15 protein-coding genes, 3 tRNA genes and 1 pseudogene are annotated in these 14,434 nt (G+C 61.5%); 6 read left to right on the forward strand and 13 right to left on the reverse strand.

Annotated elements, in window-relative coordinates:
• Window positions 1-30: 30 nt before the first annotated feature.
• Window positions 31-489, forward strand: a complete 459-nt coding sequence (locus FJ972_RS18745) for a YidB family protein (RefSeq protein ID WP_140525527.1) — start codon at window positions 31-33, stop codon at window positions 487-489.
• Between the two features lie 83 nt (window positions 490-572).
• On the opposite strand, the gene FJ972_RS18750 is transcribed toward FJ972_RS18745, so the two are convergent.
• Together FJ972_RS18750 and FJ972_RS18755 are read right to left on the reverse strand one after the other, a co-directional pair.
• Window positions 573-646 (reverse strand) — tRNA-Gly (locus tag FJ972_RS18750).
• A gap of 90 nt (window positions 647-736) precedes the next feature.
• Window positions 737-821 (reverse strand) — tRNA-Tyr (locus FJ972_RS18755).
• 197 nt (window positions 822-1,018) lie between these two features.
• On the opposite strand from FJ972_RS18755, the gene FJ972_RS18760 reads away from it, so the two are divergent.
• The gene (locus tag FJ972_RS18760) at window positions 1,019-1,864 is read left to right on the forward strand and encodes a TrmH family RNA methyltransferase (protein WP_140525528.1); all 846 of its coding nucleotides are present in this window, start codon (window positions 1,019-1,021) and stop codon (window positions 1,862-1,864) included.
• 71 nt (window positions 1,865-1,935) lie between these two features.
• Here FJ972_RS18760 and FJ972_RS18765 read toward each other — a convergent pair whose 3' ends face one another.
• The 3 genes from FJ972_RS18765 to gcl all read right to left on the reverse strand — a co-directional run bounded on the left by FJ972_RS18765 (window position 1,936) and on the right by gcl (window position 5,647).
• Window positions 1,936-2,823, reverse strand: coding sequence for a 2-hydroxy-3-oxopropionate reductase (locus FJ972_RS18765; protein WP_140525529.1), 888 nt, complete (start codon window positions 2,821-2,823; stop codon window positions 1,936-1,938).
• Window positions 2,824-3,046: 223 nt separating this feature from the next.
• Window positions 3,047-3,844 (reverse strand): hydroxypyruvate isomerase, encoded by a 798-nt coding sequence (gene hyi, locus FJ972_RS18770; protein WP_140525530.1) that lies wholly within the window; start codon window positions 3,842-3,844, stop codon window positions 3,047-3,049.
• A 21-nt stretch (window positions 3,845-3,865) separates the two neighbouring features.
• Window positions 3,866-5,647 (reverse strand): glyoxylate carboligase, encoded by a 1,782-nt coding sequence (gene gcl, locus FJ972_RS18775; protein WP_140525531.1) that lies wholly within the window; start codon window positions 5,645-5,647, stop codon window positions 3,866-3,868.
• A 214-nt stretch (window positions 5,648-5,861) separates the two neighbouring features.
• Between gcl and bhcR the strand changes: the two genes are divergently transcribed.
• Window positions 5,862-6,683 carry an HTH-type transcriptional regulator BhcR gene (bhcR, locus tag FJ972_RS18780; protein WP_140493574.1) on the forward strand — a complete coding sequence of 274 codons (822 nt, stop codon included), beginning with the start codon at window positions 5,862-5,864 and terminating at the stop codon, window positions 6,681-6,683.
• Here the strand turns inward: bhcR and FJ972_RS18785 are convergent, their stop codons facing one another.
• The 4 genes from FJ972_RS18785 to FJ972_RS18800 form a co-directional block, all read right to left on the reverse strand.
• Window positions 6,684-7,043, reverse strand: coding sequence for a hypothetical protein (locus FJ972_RS18785; protein WP_140493579.1), 360 nt, complete (start codon window positions 7,041-7,043; stop codon window positions 6,684-6,686).
• A 209-nt stretch (window positions 7,044-7,252) separates the two neighbouring features.
• Window positions 7,253-7,558: a BA14K family protein gene (locus FJ972_RS18790; RefSeq protein ID WP_140525532.1), complete on the reverse strand. Its 306-nt coding sequence runs from the start codon at window positions 7,556-7,558 to the stop codon at window positions 7,253-7,255.
• 218 nt (window positions 7,559-7,776) lie between these two features.
• Complete coding sequence (locus tag FJ972_RS18795; protein ID WP_140525533.1) at window positions 7,777-7,986, reverse strand: hypothetical protein; 210 nt, start codon at window positions 7,984-7,986, stop codon at window positions 7,777-7,779.
• A gap of 246 nt (window positions 7,987-8,232) precedes the next feature.
• A complete protein-coding gene (locus tag FJ972_RS18800; protein WP_140493589.1) occupies window positions 8,233-8,403 on the reverse strand; it encodes a hypothetical protein in 171 nt (56 codons plus the stop codon).
• Window positions 8,404-8,561: 158 nt separating this feature from the next.
• Between FJ972_RS18800 and FJ972_RS18805 the strand changes: the two genes are divergently transcribed.
• Window positions 8,562-8,637 (forward strand) — tRNA-Thr (locus FJ972_RS18805).
• A gap of 44 nt (window positions 8,638-8,681) precedes the next feature.
• Here the strand turns inward: FJ972_RS18805 and FJ972_RS18810 are convergent.
• The 4 genes and pseudogenes from FJ972_RS18810 to FJ972_RS18825 all read right to left on the reverse strand — a co-directional run bounded on the left by FJ972_RS18810 (window position 8,682) and on the right by FJ972_RS18825 (window position 12,401).
• Window positions 8,682-9,873, reverse strand: a pseudogene (locus FJ972_RS18810) (DDE-type integrase/transposase/recombinase).
• 713 nt (window positions 9,874-10,586) lie between these two features.
• A complete protein-coding gene (locus tag FJ972_RS18815) occupies window positions 10,587-11,156 on the reverse strand; it encodes a DUF2569 family protein (RefSeq protein WP_140522158.1) in 570 nt (189 codons plus the stop codon).
• A gap of 56 nt (window positions 11,157-11,212) precedes the next feature.
• Window positions 11,213-11,563: a hypothetical protein gene (locus FJ972_RS18820; protein WP_181173520.1), complete on the reverse strand. Its 351-nt coding sequence runs from the start codon at window positions 11,561-11,563 to the stop codon at window positions 11,213-11,215.
• A gap of 223 nt (window positions 11,564-11,786) precedes the next feature.
• Complete coding sequence (locus tag FJ972_RS18825) at window positions 11,787-12,401, reverse strand: TetR/AcrR family transcriptional regulator (RefSeq protein WP_140522154.1); 615 nt, start codon at window positions 12,399-12,401, stop codon at window positions 11,787-11,789.
• Window positions 12,402-12,492: 91 nt separating this feature from the next.
• Between FJ972_RS18825 and FJ972_RS18830 the strand changes: the two genes are divergently transcribed.
• Together FJ972_RS18830 and FJ972_RS18835 are read left to right on the forward strand one after the other, a co-directional pair.
• On the forward strand, window positions 12,493-13,584 hold the full coding sequence (locus FJ972_RS18830) for a spermidine/putrescine ABC transporter substrate-binding protein (RefSeq protein ID WP_140522152.1): 1,092 nt from the start codon (window positions 12,493-12,495) through the stop codon (window positions 13,582-13,584).
• A 9-nt stretch (window positions 13,585-13,593) separates the two neighbouring features.
• Window positions 13,594-14,433: an ABC transporter permease gene (locus tag FJ972_RS18835; RefSeq protein ID WP_140522150.1), complete on the forward strand. Its 840-nt coding sequence runs from the start codon at window positions 13,594-13,596 to the stop codon at window positions 14,431-14,433.
• The last annotated feature ends 1 nt before the right edge of the window (window position 14,434 follow it).

Consider the following 14,434-nt stretch of genomic DNA (forward strand, 5'->3'; position numbering starts at 1 on the left):
GGACGGGCTTGGTTGACAAGGAGATCCACGATGGGACTGTTTGACAATGCCGTTCCGGGCGGCAACATCACCAAACCCCTGATGATCGCGCTCGGCGCGCTGTTGGTCGGAAAGATGCTCAGCGGCAGGAGTGCCGAACAGCCGGAGCAACCCCAAGCTCCCGTACCGGCCGAGCCCGGTGAAACCACGGCCGGCGATGGCGGCCTGCTTGGCGGACTGGGCGGCCTGCTCGACAAATTGAAGAACTCCGGCCACGGCAACGTCGCCGATTCCTGGGTCGGCACCGGCCAGAACCAACCGATCAACGCCAACGACCTGGGCAACGCGATCGGACCGCAGGTCATCCGCGAGATCGCGCAACGGACGGGGCTCGACGAGCAGGAACTGCTCAAGCAATTGTCCGCAGCCTTGCCTGGCATCGTCGACAAGCTGACGCCGAACGGCCAGGTGCCGCAGCAACATCAGGTCGCGTCGGCCTTCAACAGCTGAAGCCAGTGGACAGCCATCCTCTGGAGCGCTGCGCGACTTGGCCGCGCAGCGTTTCAGCTTGCCGATGGCATGGGTTGGAAATCTGGAGCGGGTAGCGGGAATCGAACCCGCATATTCAGCTTGGAAGGCTGCTGCTCTACCACTGAGCTATACCCGCGCCGTGCCCTGAAGTATCGGATTCCGCGGAAAAGCGCCATGCGCTTTTCGCCTCCGATGCTTTCACGTTTCAGGGCTTCCGGGCCGGCAGTGGTGGAGAGGGTTGGATTCGAACCAACGTAGGCTAAGCCAACGGATTTACAGTCCGTCCCCTTTAACCACTCGGGCACCTCTCCAGTCTGCCGCCGGAGCCATGCAACGAGGCATTCTTGCCGATCCGGACCCGAGTATCACTTCTCCGAAATCAGCGAAGCGCCTTATGGCGGCAAGGCCAGTGGGTGTCAACCGCGTGGGAAGGGTTTTTCGATGTTGTTCGCCGGCTGCGGCGACGGGCCATATCCCTGGCCGCCGGAGACCGCTATAGAAGCCGGCCATGAGCAACAAGACCGGCACCCCGAAAGACACCCACTACGCCAAGCTGCGTCGTGCACACCGCGACGAAAAGAGCGGCGGCGCGCCGGCATTCCGGCCGCGCCAGCCCATGCCGCCGGGCGAGAACGCAGCCGACGGGCTGGTGCGGCTCTATGGCCTGCATACGGTGCGCGCGGCACTCGACAATCCGCGCCGCAAGATCCGGAAAATGCTGGTGACGCGCAATGCCGCCGAGCGGCTGGGACTGGCCGACCTCGCGGCTCTTCCCTTCAAGGCGGAACTGGTCGAACCCAGGGACATCGACAAGATCACGGGTTCGGATGCCGTGCACCAAGGCGCGTTGATCGAGGCCGAGCCGCTGAAGCCCAAGCGACTCGACGCTCTCGGCGATACAAAGCTGGTGCTGGTGCTCGACCAGATCACCGATCCGCACAATGTCGGCGCCATCCTGCGCTCGGCGGTCGCCTTCGATGCCGGCGCGCTGATCACCACGGCGCGCCACAGCCCGCAGGAATCGGGCGTGCTGGCGAAATCAGCCTCGGGCGCGCTCGAACATATCGACCAGATCGAGGTCAAGAACCTGGCCGACGCGCTCGCGCAACTGCACGAGGCCGGCTTCCAGACAATCGGTCTCGATTCGGACGGCCCGGCCGAACTCGAAACGAGCTTTGCCGGCGACAAGCTTGCCCTGGTGCTGGGCGCGGAAGGCAAGGGCTTGCGCCAGAAGACGCGCGAGACGGTGACGACACTGGCCCGCCTCGACATGCCCGGCGCGATCCGCTCGCTCAACGTGTCGAACGCGGCGGCGGTAAGCCTTTATGCGGCACGGAAATTCCTGAGGCAGTAGGGCAGTACGGCAATAAGGCAGTAGGGTTTCCAATCCGCCCGGAACGGGCGGCTCCCACTGCCCTACTGCCCCTACTGCCCTACCTCATGCCCGGCCATCCGCTCCAGCGCCCTGACCAGGGCCGAGTGATCCTCCTTGGCGCCGCCATTGGCGGCGCAGGAGTTGAACAGTTGCTGGGTGGTCGACGTGTTGGGCAGGGAGACGCCGAGCGCCCTTGCCCCTTCCAGCGCAAGGTTGAGATCCTTCTGGTGCAGTTCGATGCGGAAACCCGGCGCGAAGGTGCGCCTGACCATGCGCTCACCATGGACTTCGAGGATGCGCGAGGCGGCCAACCCGCCCATCAGCGCCTGCCTGACCTTGGCGGGGTCGGCGCCGGCTTTCGAAGCAAAAACAAGCGCTTCGGCGACGGCTTCAATGGTCAGCGCGACGACGATCTGGTTGGCGACCTTGGTGGTCTGGCCGACGCCGTTCGGTCCGACCAGGGTGATGTTCTTGCCCATCTTCTCGAAAACGGGCCTGGCGCGCTCGAAGGCCTTCTCCTCGCCGCCGACCATGATGGTCAGCGATGCGGCCTTGGCTCCCACCTCGCCGCCCGAGACCGGCGCATCGAGATAGTCGCAGCCCAGTTCGTTGATTTTTTTGGCGAAGACCTTGGTCTCGATCGGTGAGATCGAGCTCATGTCGATGGCCAATTTGCCTTTGGAAAGACCTGATGCGACGCCGTTGTCGCCGAACAGCACCTCGGCCACCTGCGGTGTGTCGGGCACCATGGTGATGATGATATCGGCGGCCTTCGCCACGGCGGCATGGCCGGTGACAGTTTTCAGTCCCTTGGCCACCAGTTCGGCCTGTGGCCTGGAGCGGTGGTCGCTGGCGATCACCGTGTAGCCGGCGTCCAGCAAATGTCCCGCCATCGGCGCGCCCATGATGCCAAGGCCGATGAAGCCGATGGTTTCCATTGTGGTTCTCCGTCTTGTTGAGGTTGCGTTCCTTCACGCCCCCCTCTGGCCTGCCGGCCATCTCCCCCACAGGTGGGGAGATTGGCAGTTTCGGCGCTGGCCCCAACTTTCCCGGTTCAAAATTTGGCGAAGCCGCCGGTGACATCCAACCTCCGCCCTTGGTGGGGGAGATGGCCGACAGGCCAGAGGAGGGCGTGAAGGAACGCGAGTTCGATTTCGACAGCTAAGCCGCCGCGCTTCCCTGCCCGGCCAGTTCCCGGAACCACCCCAACCCTTGCTCAGTTCCGGCCTTCGGCTTGTATTCCGCGCCGACCCAGCCGGAATAACCAATGCGGTCGATATGCTCGTACAGGAAGGGATAGTTGATCTCGCCCGTCCCCGGCTCGTGACGGCCGGGATTGTCCGCAAGCTGGATATGCGCGATGCGGCCGAGGTTTGCCTCGATGGTACGGGCGAGATCCCCCTCCATGATCTGCATGTGGTAGATGTCGTATTGCAGGAACAGGTTCTTCGAGCCGACGCGGTCGATCAGCGCCAGCGCCTGGTCGGAATAATTGAGGAAGAAGCCTGGAATGTCGCGCGTGTTGATCGGCTCGATCAGCAATTTGATACCGGCCTGCTCCAGTTTCTCCGCCGCGAAGGCGAGGTTCTCGGCAAACACATCCTCGAGCACCTTGCGGTCGACGCCGGCGGGCGCGATGCCTGCCAGGCAATTGACCTGTGAGCAGCCGAGCGCCTGCGCGTAGGCGATCGCCTTGGCGATGCCCTGGCGGAATTCCGGCACTCGGTCCGGCAAAACGGCGATACCGCGCTCGCCCTTGCCCCAGTCGCCCGCCGGCAGGTTGAACAGCACCTGTGTCAGGCCGTTCTTCTTCAGCCGCGCGGCCACCACCTCGGGCGCATGGTCGTAGGGGCCTATATATTCAACGCCTTTGAAGCCCGCGCGGGCAGCTGCGTCAAAACGTTCGAGGAAGTCATGCTCGCCAAAGAGCATCGAAAGATTGGCTGAAAAACGCGGCATTCTTTTTGTCCTTCTTCCGTCCTAGTCGAGCATCACGATCGCTGTCGGGGCATCCTCTTGATGTTCGGCAAGGTCTTCGAATTCGGTGATCTTGTCGATCTCGGTGCCCATCGAGATATTGGTGACGCGTTCGAGGATGAATTCGAGCACTACGGGAACCTGATGCTCCTTCATCAGCCGCTGCGCCTCCTTGAAGGCACCGGCGAATTCTTCCGGTTTGCGCACCCTGACCGCCTTGCAGCCCATCGCCTCGGCAACAGCGACGTGGTCGACGCCGTAGCCGGCCTCGGGACCGTCCGATCGGTTGATGTTCTCAAAAGCAAGGCTAACCTCGTAATCCATCGAGAAGCCGCGCTGCGCCTGGCGGATCAGGCCGAGATAGGCATTGTTCACGACGACGTGGATGTAGGGCAGCCTGTGCTGCGCGCCGACCGCCAGTTCCTCGATCATGAACTGGAAGTCATAGTCGCCCGACAGCGCCACGATGGTGCGGTCGGGATCGGCGGCGCGCACGCCAAGGGCTGCCGGCAGTGTCCAGCCGAGCGGGCCGGCCTGGCCGCAATTGATCCAGTTGCGCGGCTTGTAGACATGCAGGAACTGCGCGCCGGCGATCTGCGACAGGCCGATCGTGGTGACGTAGGTGACGTCGCGCCCGAACGCCTTGTTCATCTCCTCATAGACGCGCTGCGGCTTCAGCGGCACCTGGTCGAAATGCGTCTTGCGCTTCATGGTCTTCTTGCGGCCCTGGCATTCCTTCGCCCAGCCCGACCAGTCGCGCAGTCTTCCGGCCGTTTTCCATTCGGTGGCGACGTCGAGCAGCATCTTCAGCGCAGCGCCCGCATCCGAGACGACGCCGAGATCCGGGGCAAACACACGGCCGATCTGCGTCGGCTCGATGTCGACATGGATGAACTTTTTTCCCTTGGTGTAGACATCGACCGAACCGGTGTGGCGGTTGGCCCAGCGGTTGCCGATGCCGAAGACGAAGTCGGCTTCCAGCATCGTCGCGTTGCCATAGCGGTGCGAGGTCTGCAGGCCGCACATGCCGGCCATCAGCCGATGGTCGTCGGGGATCGCGCCCCAGCCCATCAGCGTCGGGATGACGGGCACGCCGGTAATCTCGGCGAATTCTATCAGCAGGTCCGACGCATCGGCATTGATGATGCCGCCGCCGGCGACGATCAGCGGCTTTTCGGCGGCGTTGAGCATCGCCAGAGCCTTCTCGGCCTGGGCGCGCGTCATCGCCGGCTTGAACGGCGCGAGCGGCTCATAGGCGTCGATGTCGAACTCGATCTCGGCCAATTGGACGTCGACCGGCAGGTCGATCAGCACCGGTCCCGGGCGCGAAGACCTCATCAGGTGAAATGCCTTCTGAAGCGCCATCGGCACGAGATAAGGCTCCATGACGGTGACCGCCCATTTGGCGACGGGCGACGCGATGGCGGCGATGTCGACGGCCTGGAAATCCTCCTTGTTCAGCCGCGCCCGCGGCGCCTGGCCGGTGATGCAGAGGATCGGGATGGAATCGGCTGCGGCCGAGTAGAGCCCGGTGATCATGTCGGTGCCGGCCGGGCCGGACGTGCCGATGCAGAGCCCGATATTGCCTGCCTTGGCCCTGGTGAAGCCTTCGGCCATGTGCGACGCGCCCTCGACATGACGGGCCAGCACATGGCGGATCGTGCCCCTCGCCTTCAGGGCCGAGTAGAGCGGATTGATCGCCGCGCCCGGCACGCCGAAGGCGCAGGCGATGCCTTCCTTTTCGAGAACGAGAACCGCAGCATCGACAGCGCGCATCCTGGCCATTGTTCCGACCCTCCACAGGGTTGTGATTGTTGGATAACCGAGAATGTCAGCAAGCCCGCTATTTTTCAATTTTTTCAGAATATTTTTTCATTTCTAAGAAACTGCCGTTGTCATTTGATTTCCTTTCTCTTTTTGTTTTCCAAATAGTGGCAATGCAGAACGCGTGAAAAACTTTTTCATTGTCCGTTCGGGAAAATCGGGCATGATGGCGTAAATGGAAACCGCTGAAAAACGCCAGCGCGGCCGGCCGCGCGCCTTCAACGGCCCGTCGGAAGCGGCTTCGGTGCAGTCGTTGGACCGGGCCTTGCGCATTCTGGCCATCGTTGCCGAAGGCAGCGGGCTGTCGCTGAGCGAGATATCGGCTCACAGCGGCCTGGCTGCCTCCACCGCCTACCGTATGCTGACGACGCTCGAAAACCACGGCATGGTCGAGTTCGACAGTTCGGACCAGCTTTGGTCGATCGGCGTCGAGACCTATCGGATGGGCGCGGCGTTCCTGCGCCGCCGCAAGCTGGTCGACCGCGCGCGCATCGTCATGCAGGAGCTGATGGAGAAAACCGGCGAGACCGCCAATCTCGGCGTCGCCGAGGACGATTGCGTGGTGTTCGTCAGCCAGGTCGAGACGCACCAGGCAATTCGCGCCTTCTTCCGACCGGGCACGCGGAGCCCTTTTCACGCATCCGGCATCGGCAAGGCGGTGCTGGCCCATCTCGAGCCGGAGCGCGTCGGAGCCATCCTGCGCAAGGCCGGCCTGCAGCGCTTCACCGACAGGACGCTGTCCGACATCCCTGCTCTCGCGCACGATCTCGCGACGATCAAGCTGCGCGGCTGGTCGGTCGATGACGAGGAACGGCATCCAGGCATGCGCTGCGTGGCATCAGCCATCTTCAACGAATTCGGCGAGCCGATCGGCGGAGTCTCGGTGTCGGGCCCGACGGTTCGGGTGACGCCTGAACGGCTGGCCGAGATCGGCCCGCTGGTGCACAGCGCCGCGGCCGAGGTGACCAAGATGATCGGCGGCGTGCAAACCGGATGATCAACCTGCTCCGGGCAACGCGCTTCTGCTCGCAAGATCGAAGAAATCGAGCAGGATCGCCATGCCGACACCGCAGGCGGTGAAGACAAGGCCGGTGATGAAGATCCGGTTGGCGCGTTCATAGGCGCTCAGCCGCAGGCACTTTGTGTCGAGCAGAAGCGACAGTGCCCGCATCTGCAAGGCGATGCCGGCCAGGATGGGCAGCACGGCGACGAGATGATAGGTCTGCCACGGGATCGGATTGGCGGCCCAATGCGTGATGAAGCCCAGGGAAAACGCCAGCAGGATGCCGACGGCCGTGACCGTGCCGTTGCGGAAAATGATTTCGACCTGTTCCTCTTTCGGGTCCTGCTCGTCCAAGGATCACCCTCCCCATATCGCCCGCAGATCATCGCCAAAGCAGATTAGGCCTTCGGGAAATGCCTGTACATTGCCGATCGCATCGACAAAACCGAGGACTTTCAGGCATCTCATTGAAAGTCGGCTATCCAACAGGCGTGCCGCTGTCCAAGCAATAGAAAAGAGGCTCGCCTGAGCCCCTCTTCTGGTGCTGAACGGTGCTCCTCCTCTCAGAGACGGCAGTAATGGCGATAGCCGTCGTAACCGATGTAGGTGTCGGAGTCCGGATCGTAGCTCGAATAGCGATCGAAGCAGCGGCGGACGTGCCACGAGCCGCCGCCCTCGTCGACGTAGACGGTGCGGGGCTGGGCAAGCAGGCTGCCCAGGACAAAACCGCCGACGCCAGCGGCGATGCCGATGCCGATGCCATGGTGGTGGTGATGCGAATGAGCCGCCGAGGGCTGGACGGTGCCGACCAGTGCGGTGGCGGCGACAGCGGTGGCGATGAGGCCGGAAACGAGTGCGCGCTTGAACATGACGATCTCCTTGCTTCGTTTGGAGAGGCGACCCATCCGCCTCTTGATCATCTGTCGTTCGGCACAAGAAAAAGGTTCAAATCTTTTTTGAACGTGAACCAAGGAGGTCATGCTGACGGCGGCCTGCAAGGGCCTGGCTAGACATTGATGACCGTCCCATTTCGCCCAACGAAAAAGGGCGGCCGAAGCCGCCCTTTCGGGAGAATTGGGTCCCTCCATCAAAGAAAGATGATCACCTTGCCGTGCTTGTGGTGATGATGGTTGTGGTGCTTCCACCAGAACTTCTTGAAGTGCTTCTTGTGATGGTTGTGGTGGTGATGATGATGGCCGTGCATGCCGTGGGCTGACGACGTGCCGACGGTGCCGACGAGCGCGCCGGTGGCGACGAAGATGGCAACGAGGCCTGAGACGAGAGTGCGCTTGAACATGATGATCTCCTGGATCTTTTGATCGAGGCGACCCATTCGCCTCTGACCATCAGTCGGGGCGGCGCGGGAAAAGGTTCGAAAGGTGGAGGAGATTTTTTTCGGCAAGGCCGGAGACGGGATGAATCGTGAGTAGTGAGTAGTGAGTAGTGAGTAGTAGGCTATGAGCAGCAGGCTGACTACTGACTACTGACTACTGACTACCGACTACTGACTACTGACTACTGACTACCGACTACTGACTACTATTCACCACCCCATGCCCGTGACATGGCGCAGCCAGAAGGCGAGCGCGATGAAGCCGATGATGGTGGTGACGCCGGTCCAGTCGATATTGGCGTTCTTGACGCTCCTGATAAGCTTCACCAGAAGCATCCAGGCTATGACGACGATCGGCAGGATGATGACAAATCTGATCATGCGGCAGCCTCGCCCAAGCGATTGCACCTGCCGTAGATATAGGAAGCGAATTGGCCGTTTTCAGGATGCCGTGCCTGTTGCCCGGCAGCGTTCATGAGCGCCTCAAAACCGACATTTGTCTTTACTGGCGCCGCAAATATGGCTAACCGGTGCCGCATGCCCTTGTAGCTCAGCTGGTAGAGCAGCGGTTTTGTAAACCGAAGGTCGCGGGTTCGATTCCTGCCGGGGGCACCACCCTTCGTTCTGTACGGCCCGGAGACATAGGTAACAGAATGTACCTAAGACATGGGTGACAACCTCGTGCCGAACGGGTTGTCGATGGTCTGCAAGGTCCTCTGTTCCAAGTCGATATACCCCAGATCATAGTGCATGAAGGAGACGAGCCAAATGCCGTCGTCGACTTCGCTGATGCCGAGCCTTTGGCCGGCGAGCACGGTGGAGATGTTTATCTTCTTCCTGTGCATGCAGATGCGGCCGCAGGCGGTGACGAGGATGTCCTTGTCATGGAAGGGATATTCCAGCTCGGGTAGACCTTGATAGGCTCTTGAAGAGCCTCTGTAGAGCTCGGCTGGCACCTTCATGCCGATGGCCTCGTGGGGCCTCTCGTCATTGAATTCGCTCATGAAAGCATCGAACCTGGCCTGCTGCTGGAGGGTGTTCATGCCCGGCGGCCGGGTCGTTTCGGCCTTGAGCGTGCGGTGCATGCGCTCATGGCGAGCGTTCTCGTGCGGGTTGCCAGGCCGGATGCGCTCGATGGCGATGCCGAGCCTCAGCCAGAACACCGACAGCCTCGATAGATTGTAGAGGCCGTTGGGGCTTGCGAAGGGAAGGCCATTGTCGCTTCTAATCGCTTCCGGCAGGCCACGTTCCTTGAACAGCCGGACGAAAGCCTCGATGACTGGAACCTCCTTTTGTCGCTTCAAGGGCTTCGCAGGCCAGCAGATAGCGTGAAGCCTGGTCGGTGACGGTCAGGGGGTAACAGTAGCGGCCGTTGCCGAGCTTGAACTCGCCCTTGAAATCGGCGCACCAGAGATCGTTGGGCCGCATCGCCTGTGACAGTTGCGTGCCCGCGGCCTTGTTCGCCCGGTTCCTCTTGCGGGCCTGGCTCACAAGGCCGTGGCGGTCGAGCACGGCATGAACCGTGCTCTTGGCCGGAATGCGCACGTCGCCGGCCAGTTTCCTGATCAGCAACTCCCTGATCTTCCTGGCGCCCCAGTGCGGCTTCTCTTGCTTGTTTTCCACAATCATCCGCTCGATCTGGACCGGCAGTTGGTTGGCATAGCGCACCGGCCGCCGAGAGCGGTCCGTCAGTGCCTCAAGGCCCTCATCCTTGTAGCGATTGAAGATCTTGTAGCCCGTCTTGCGCGAGATGCCGAACTCCCGGCACACATCGCTCATGCCTTCCCCGTCCAGAAGACGGGCCACGAAGCGTAGACGTTCCTCCATCACCGAACACTCTCTCCACGGCATCAACACCTCCGGCCAAAAGCCAAAAGTGTTACCCATGTGTCCGGTACAAAACGTCACCTATGTCTCGGGTCGCTCATTCTTCGAGCTTCGGGTGGCAGGCCACCTTAGAGCTCCCTTGAGTCCAGTATGGCCCTTGTAAGTTTCCCCTTCCGGGACAATTTTCTTACCCGGTCACGACAGGCAGAACGATATAGTTGCCCTAGAGAGACACAATGAGAAGGAATGAGGCCATGATCGGCCGCGCATAGGCGGCGCTGGTCTTATCTTTCAGCCTTTGCTCTCGGCCGGGCCAGCTGACATAGACAAGCCAGATCGAGAAAAGGGTCAGAGCAATCGAGAACCCGAATATGACAAGCTCGAAGGCGTGAAAACTGTAGTGCCGAAGAAGTACGCCACCAACAACGAGAGGCATACCGATTAGCAGCCTCATCCTGATCCGATGGCATACATCCAAACTGGCCATGATGTGCCTTGCGATCCATCCTGCTTGCCAGGTGATCATAGGCAAACGAAATTACCCAACCCTTGATCTGGCGAAAACATACTGCACTGCGGATAAGTTCGGGCGCGGCGCTGCAGGCGATTTAGCCCAGCGCAACCGGCGCGCGGCCCGCCCGGATGGTAGGCCAACCAGCGCCCACTAGACTGAGGAGTCCTCCGAAGCCTTCGACGAAAGAGGACTGCTCATGGGAAGAGAGCCTGGCGGACTCTCGCTAGGAGGCCGTCGCGACCTGGCCGGCTGCCACTTCGCCGCCGAACGTGTTCTTCACCCTGACAGACTTGTGGACGTAGGCGACCCAGGCTCCGGTGAAAACGAACGACAGAATGGGTGTCATCAGCGCATCTCCAGCAAGGATCTGGCTCACCGGGACGCCTAGAGTTGATGAGATCAAGATCGTGTCCAGGACGAACACAACCGGTATCGCAATCCACTGAACCAGAAACAATTGTGGAAAGCGTCGGCTTCGCCGCAGCATCGAAATGAGCACAACCAGTTGAAGCGCCAGAAATGCCAGATTGAGGGCAACCTCGCTATACACCGCAAGCAGCCCATTTGGCAGGGGCAAGAGTTGCCGGTAACCCTCGGCCGAATTGGCCAAGTCGGCGAGCGTGCGCAGCGGCGACAACACCTGGCCGATCGCCAGTAGCATAAGCCAGCCACCGAATCCTACAAGAGCCGCCGGGCCCTGTGACGGCTTCACGGCTGAGCGAACCGCAAAGAAAACAGGCACGCCGATGATCAGCAGTACGATCGCCCAATGCCAGATTGAAAACGTCCCCATTTACCATCTCTCCCCTTCGCCTACCCCTATAAGTTGTAGCAGATTTCAAATTCAACTCAAGAGGCGACTTCGCGTAAAATGAGGCCGATGCCGAAGCGGCGACTTTCTCCTGCCTGTTCCTGGCTCTCGAGCCCGTAACCCGGAACCAAACCCGGCCGGGGAGGGTTAACGACCGAAGGGACCGCAAACTCTGTAGCGGAACAATGATCGAACTCTTGGATATGGAACTGGCCCAAGCCAGGCAGCGAATTGGCCGAGCGGAACTCGCCCTCAAGCGGGCGGAAGAAATGTTGGACGGAGACTGTGGCGTCGGCATCAATCTCGCGCTTTGCAGCAGGATAAGGTCCGCGCAGCGGCGCGTCACCGAAGCGCGAGAGCGCCTGACGAAGATCGATCCGACCGATCACTGATTTTTACCTGCGACACTGCGGCCGCGTCTTTCCTTTCGGTCGATGCTTCGAAGGGATCGCTGGTTAGGCCCAGCGGCTACGCTGCCAAGTCCCCGTAACCTCAAGCCGCAGGGCCACCCTGTGCGCGGGGCCCGGCGGTGTAGACGGGCGCCGCCGTTGGCACTCATCGTCAGTCACACTGGCAGCGGAAGCTGGTTTCATGCCGCGGTCGCTTCCATCCTCACATCCCGATCGCCGCCACCAGGATCCGGTTCTGCCGTCGGATCGCCGCGCGCAGTTCCGCTATCCTTGCCTCGTCGCGCTTCACGAACTCGATGAACATCATGTTCATGTTGTTGAAGACCAGCTCACCCACCGCCTGCCCGTCGATGTCGCGCCGCACCAGGCCGATCTCCTGCAGCCTTGCGATCAGGGCGCGGATCTGTTGCGTCAGAGCGCGGTCGAGCGCCGTGTAGGCCTGGCCGAACGGGCTGTCGGGCAGTTGCGTCGAGATCGCCATCGCCTGGCGCCACATCTCCTTGCTGAGATAGTGCAAGGAGTGCTCGACATAGATGCCGATCAGCGTGTCCAGCGCATCGCCGACATTGGCCGGTGGGCTGTCCACCACGCCTCGCCCGGCATTCAGCACCTCGTTGACCTCCATGGAGACGATGGCGCCGAGGATGTCGCCCTTGTTCTGGTAGTAATTGTAAATCGTCCCGATCGACACTTCGGCCTGGGCCGCGATCACCTCGATCTTGGCGCCTTCATAGCCGGCCTCGCGGAAAAGCTCGGCCGCCGCCTCGATGATGCGGCGGTGCCGGTCGGCCTTTTGCCTTGCCCTCAATCCACTCATACCGGCTGTCTGCCACAAAAACAGAATTGACTCAATTTTAGAATTGGTTCAACTTTTTGCAAGAAGCCACAAAGGCAAGGGAGAACACTCGATGTCCGCACGATCCGCAGCCAACAATCCGCTTTCAATCCTGAAGAGACATCTGGGCGCCGCTTGCGGCGCCACGGCGCTGGTGCTCTCAGCAGCCGGCGCCAGCCAGGCCGCCGATCTCAACGCCCTGATATGGTGCGATCATGCCGACCCGGCGCTGCTGCAGCCCTTCGAAGAGGCCAACAACGTCAAGGTCAACGTCAAGGAATTCGAGGGCACCGGCGCGGGGCTCGCCATCGTCGAACAGTCGCAACCCGGCGACTGGGACGTGATGGTGATCGACAGCATCGACGTGCCGCGCGGCGTGGAAAAGGGCCTGTTCGAGCCGCTGCCGGAGGACAAGCTGCCGTTGGGTGACCTCTTCCCGCAGGTGAAGATGGACAACTCTACCGTGGTCGGCGGCAAGCGCTACGGCATCACCGAAAAGTTCGGCTACAACACGATCGGCTTCAACAAGACCAAGGTCGACCCGGCCGACATGCAATCCTTGGCGTCGTTGACAAGCGACAAGTACAAGGGCAAGGTCGCCATTTACGATTATTACCTGCCGGTCATCGGCATGGCGGCACTCGCCATCGGCAAGAAAACGGCTGAACTCACCGAGGCCGATCTTCCCGCCCTCAAGGCCGAACTGCTCAAGATGAAGGCCAACGCCAAGCTGGTCGGCGAGGTGACCGCCAGCCAGACAGCGCTCGCCACTGGTGAGGTCGACATTCTGGTCGGCGGCGGCGAATGGGTGACGGCGGGCCTGGCCAAGGAGAACCCGGCGCTGGACTTCTCGATCCCCAAGGAGGGAGCGGTGCTGTGGTCGCAGTCGCTCGCCATGTTCAGGGATTCCAAGAACAAGGATATGGCGCTGAAATTCATCCAGTACATCATGAGCCCGGAAGGCCAGGCGCGGCTTGCCACCTCGTCCTGCTATTGGGGCATGCCGGCGAACAGCAAGGCGGCACTCACCGACGACCAGAAGAAGATCCTGCGCTTCGACGAGCAGCCCGAATTCCTTGCCCGCGCCCAGGCCTATCCGGCGCCGAATGCCGATCTCGACAAGAAGATGCAGGACATGTGGACCGAGATGCTGCAGGCGCAGTAGACGGCCGTCGTGAGCAGCACCGCGAACAAGGCCCTGCCCTGGGCGCTGGTTACGCCGGCGCTCGGCTGGACCTTGCTGTTCTTCGTTTTGCCTTTCATCGCCATGGGGTTTTCCAGCCTGACGTCGCATGAGGGCGGCGGCTTCACATCGGCCAATTACAGCCAGTTCTTCACCAATCCTGCCTATTGGCAAGCGATGGTGAACTCGCTTCAGGTGACGGCAATCGTCACCGTGGTCTCGGTGCTGCTCGCCTATCCTTTTGCCTGGATCCTGGCCGAACAGGTGCCGGAACGCTGGCAGCGGCTGGCGCTGATGCTGGCCGTGCTGCCGTTCTGGACGTCCTATGTCGTGCGCTCCTATTCCTGGCTTCTGGTGCTGGCGCAGAACGGCGTCATCAACCGGACGCTGACCGGCATCGGCTTGACCAGCGAACCGCTGCAGCTCGCCAATACGCGCTTCGCCACCGTGACCGGCTTCGTGCATTTCTTCGTCATGCTTTTGACGCTGACGATCTTCGCCAATTTGAAGCAGCTCAGTCCGAGCTACCGCAAGGCCGCCGCTGATCTCGGCGCCGGGCCGGTGCGCACCTTCCTGCATGTCATCCTGCCGCTGACCTTGCCCGGCATCATGGTCGGCGCCTTCCTGACCTTCGTGCTGTGCATCGGCGACTACATCACGCCGCAGATCCTCGGCGGCAACAACGAGCTGGTCATGCCGCAGCTGGTGATGATGCAGATCGGCCGGCGCGGCGATTTTCCGCTGGCCTCCGCCCTGTCGATTATCCTGATGGCGGTCGTGACCATCGCCTATCTCGCCTGCACCCGCTGGCTGAAGATCGAGCGGGCCTGAG

This window comes from Mesorhizobium sp. B2-1-1, from assembly GCF_006442975.2.
GTDB lineage: Bacteria > Pseudomonadota > Alphaproteobacteria > Rhizobiales > Rhizobiaceae > Mesorhizobium.

Excerpts from the sequence above, each read along its gene's own strand:
- FJ972_RS18830 (WP_140522152.1), top strand. The coding sequence starts at position 12,493 with ATGTCCGCACGATCCGCAGCCAACAATCCGCTTTCAATCCTGAAGAGA.
- FJ972_RS18745 (WP_140525527.1), top strand. The coding sequence starts at position 31 with ATGGGACTGTTTGACAATGCCGTTCCGGGCGGCAACATCACCAAACCC.
- bhcR (WP_140493574.1), top strand. The coding sequence starts at position 5,862 with ATGGAAACCGCTGAAAAACGCCAGCGCGGCCGGCCGCGCGCCTTCAAC.
- FJ972_RS18825 (WP_140522154.1), bottom strand. The coding sequence starts at position 12,401 with ATGAGTGGATTGAGGGCAAGGCAAAAGGCCGACCGGCACCGCCGCATC.
- FJ972_RS18790 (WP_140525532.1), bottom strand. The coding sequence starts at position 7,558 with ATGTTCAAGCGCGCACTCGTTTCCGGCCTCATCGCCACCGCTGTCGCC.
- FJ972_RS18765 (WP_140525529.1), bottom strand. The coding sequence starts at position 2,823 with ATGGAAACCATCGGCTTCATCGGCCTTGGCATCATGGGCGCGCCGATG.
- gcl (WP_140525531.1), bottom strand. The coding sequence starts at position 5,647 with ATGGCCAGGATGCGCGCTGTCGATGCTGCGGTTCTCGTTCTCGAAAAG.
- FJ972_RS18800 (WP_140493589.1), bottom strand. The coding sequence starts at position 8,403 with ATGATCAGATTTGTCATCATCCTGCCGATCGTCGTCATAGCCTGGATG.
- FJ972_RS18815 (WP_140522158.1), bottom strand. The coding sequence starts at position 11,156 with ATGGGGACGTTTTCAATCTGGCATTGGGCGATCGTACTGCTGATCATC.
- FJ972_RS18795 (WP_140525533.1), bottom strand. The coding sequence starts at position 7,986 with ATGTTCAAGCGCACTCTCGTCTCAGGCCTCGTTGCCATCTTCGTCGCC.
- FJ972_RS18760 (WP_140525528.1), top strand. The coding sequence starts at position 1,019 with ATGAGCAACAAGACCGGCACCCCGAAAGACACCCACTACGCCAAGCTG.
- hyi (WP_140525530.1), bottom strand. The coding sequence starts at position 3,844 with ATGCCGCGTTTTTCAGCCAATCTTTCGATGCTCTTTGGCGAGCATGAC.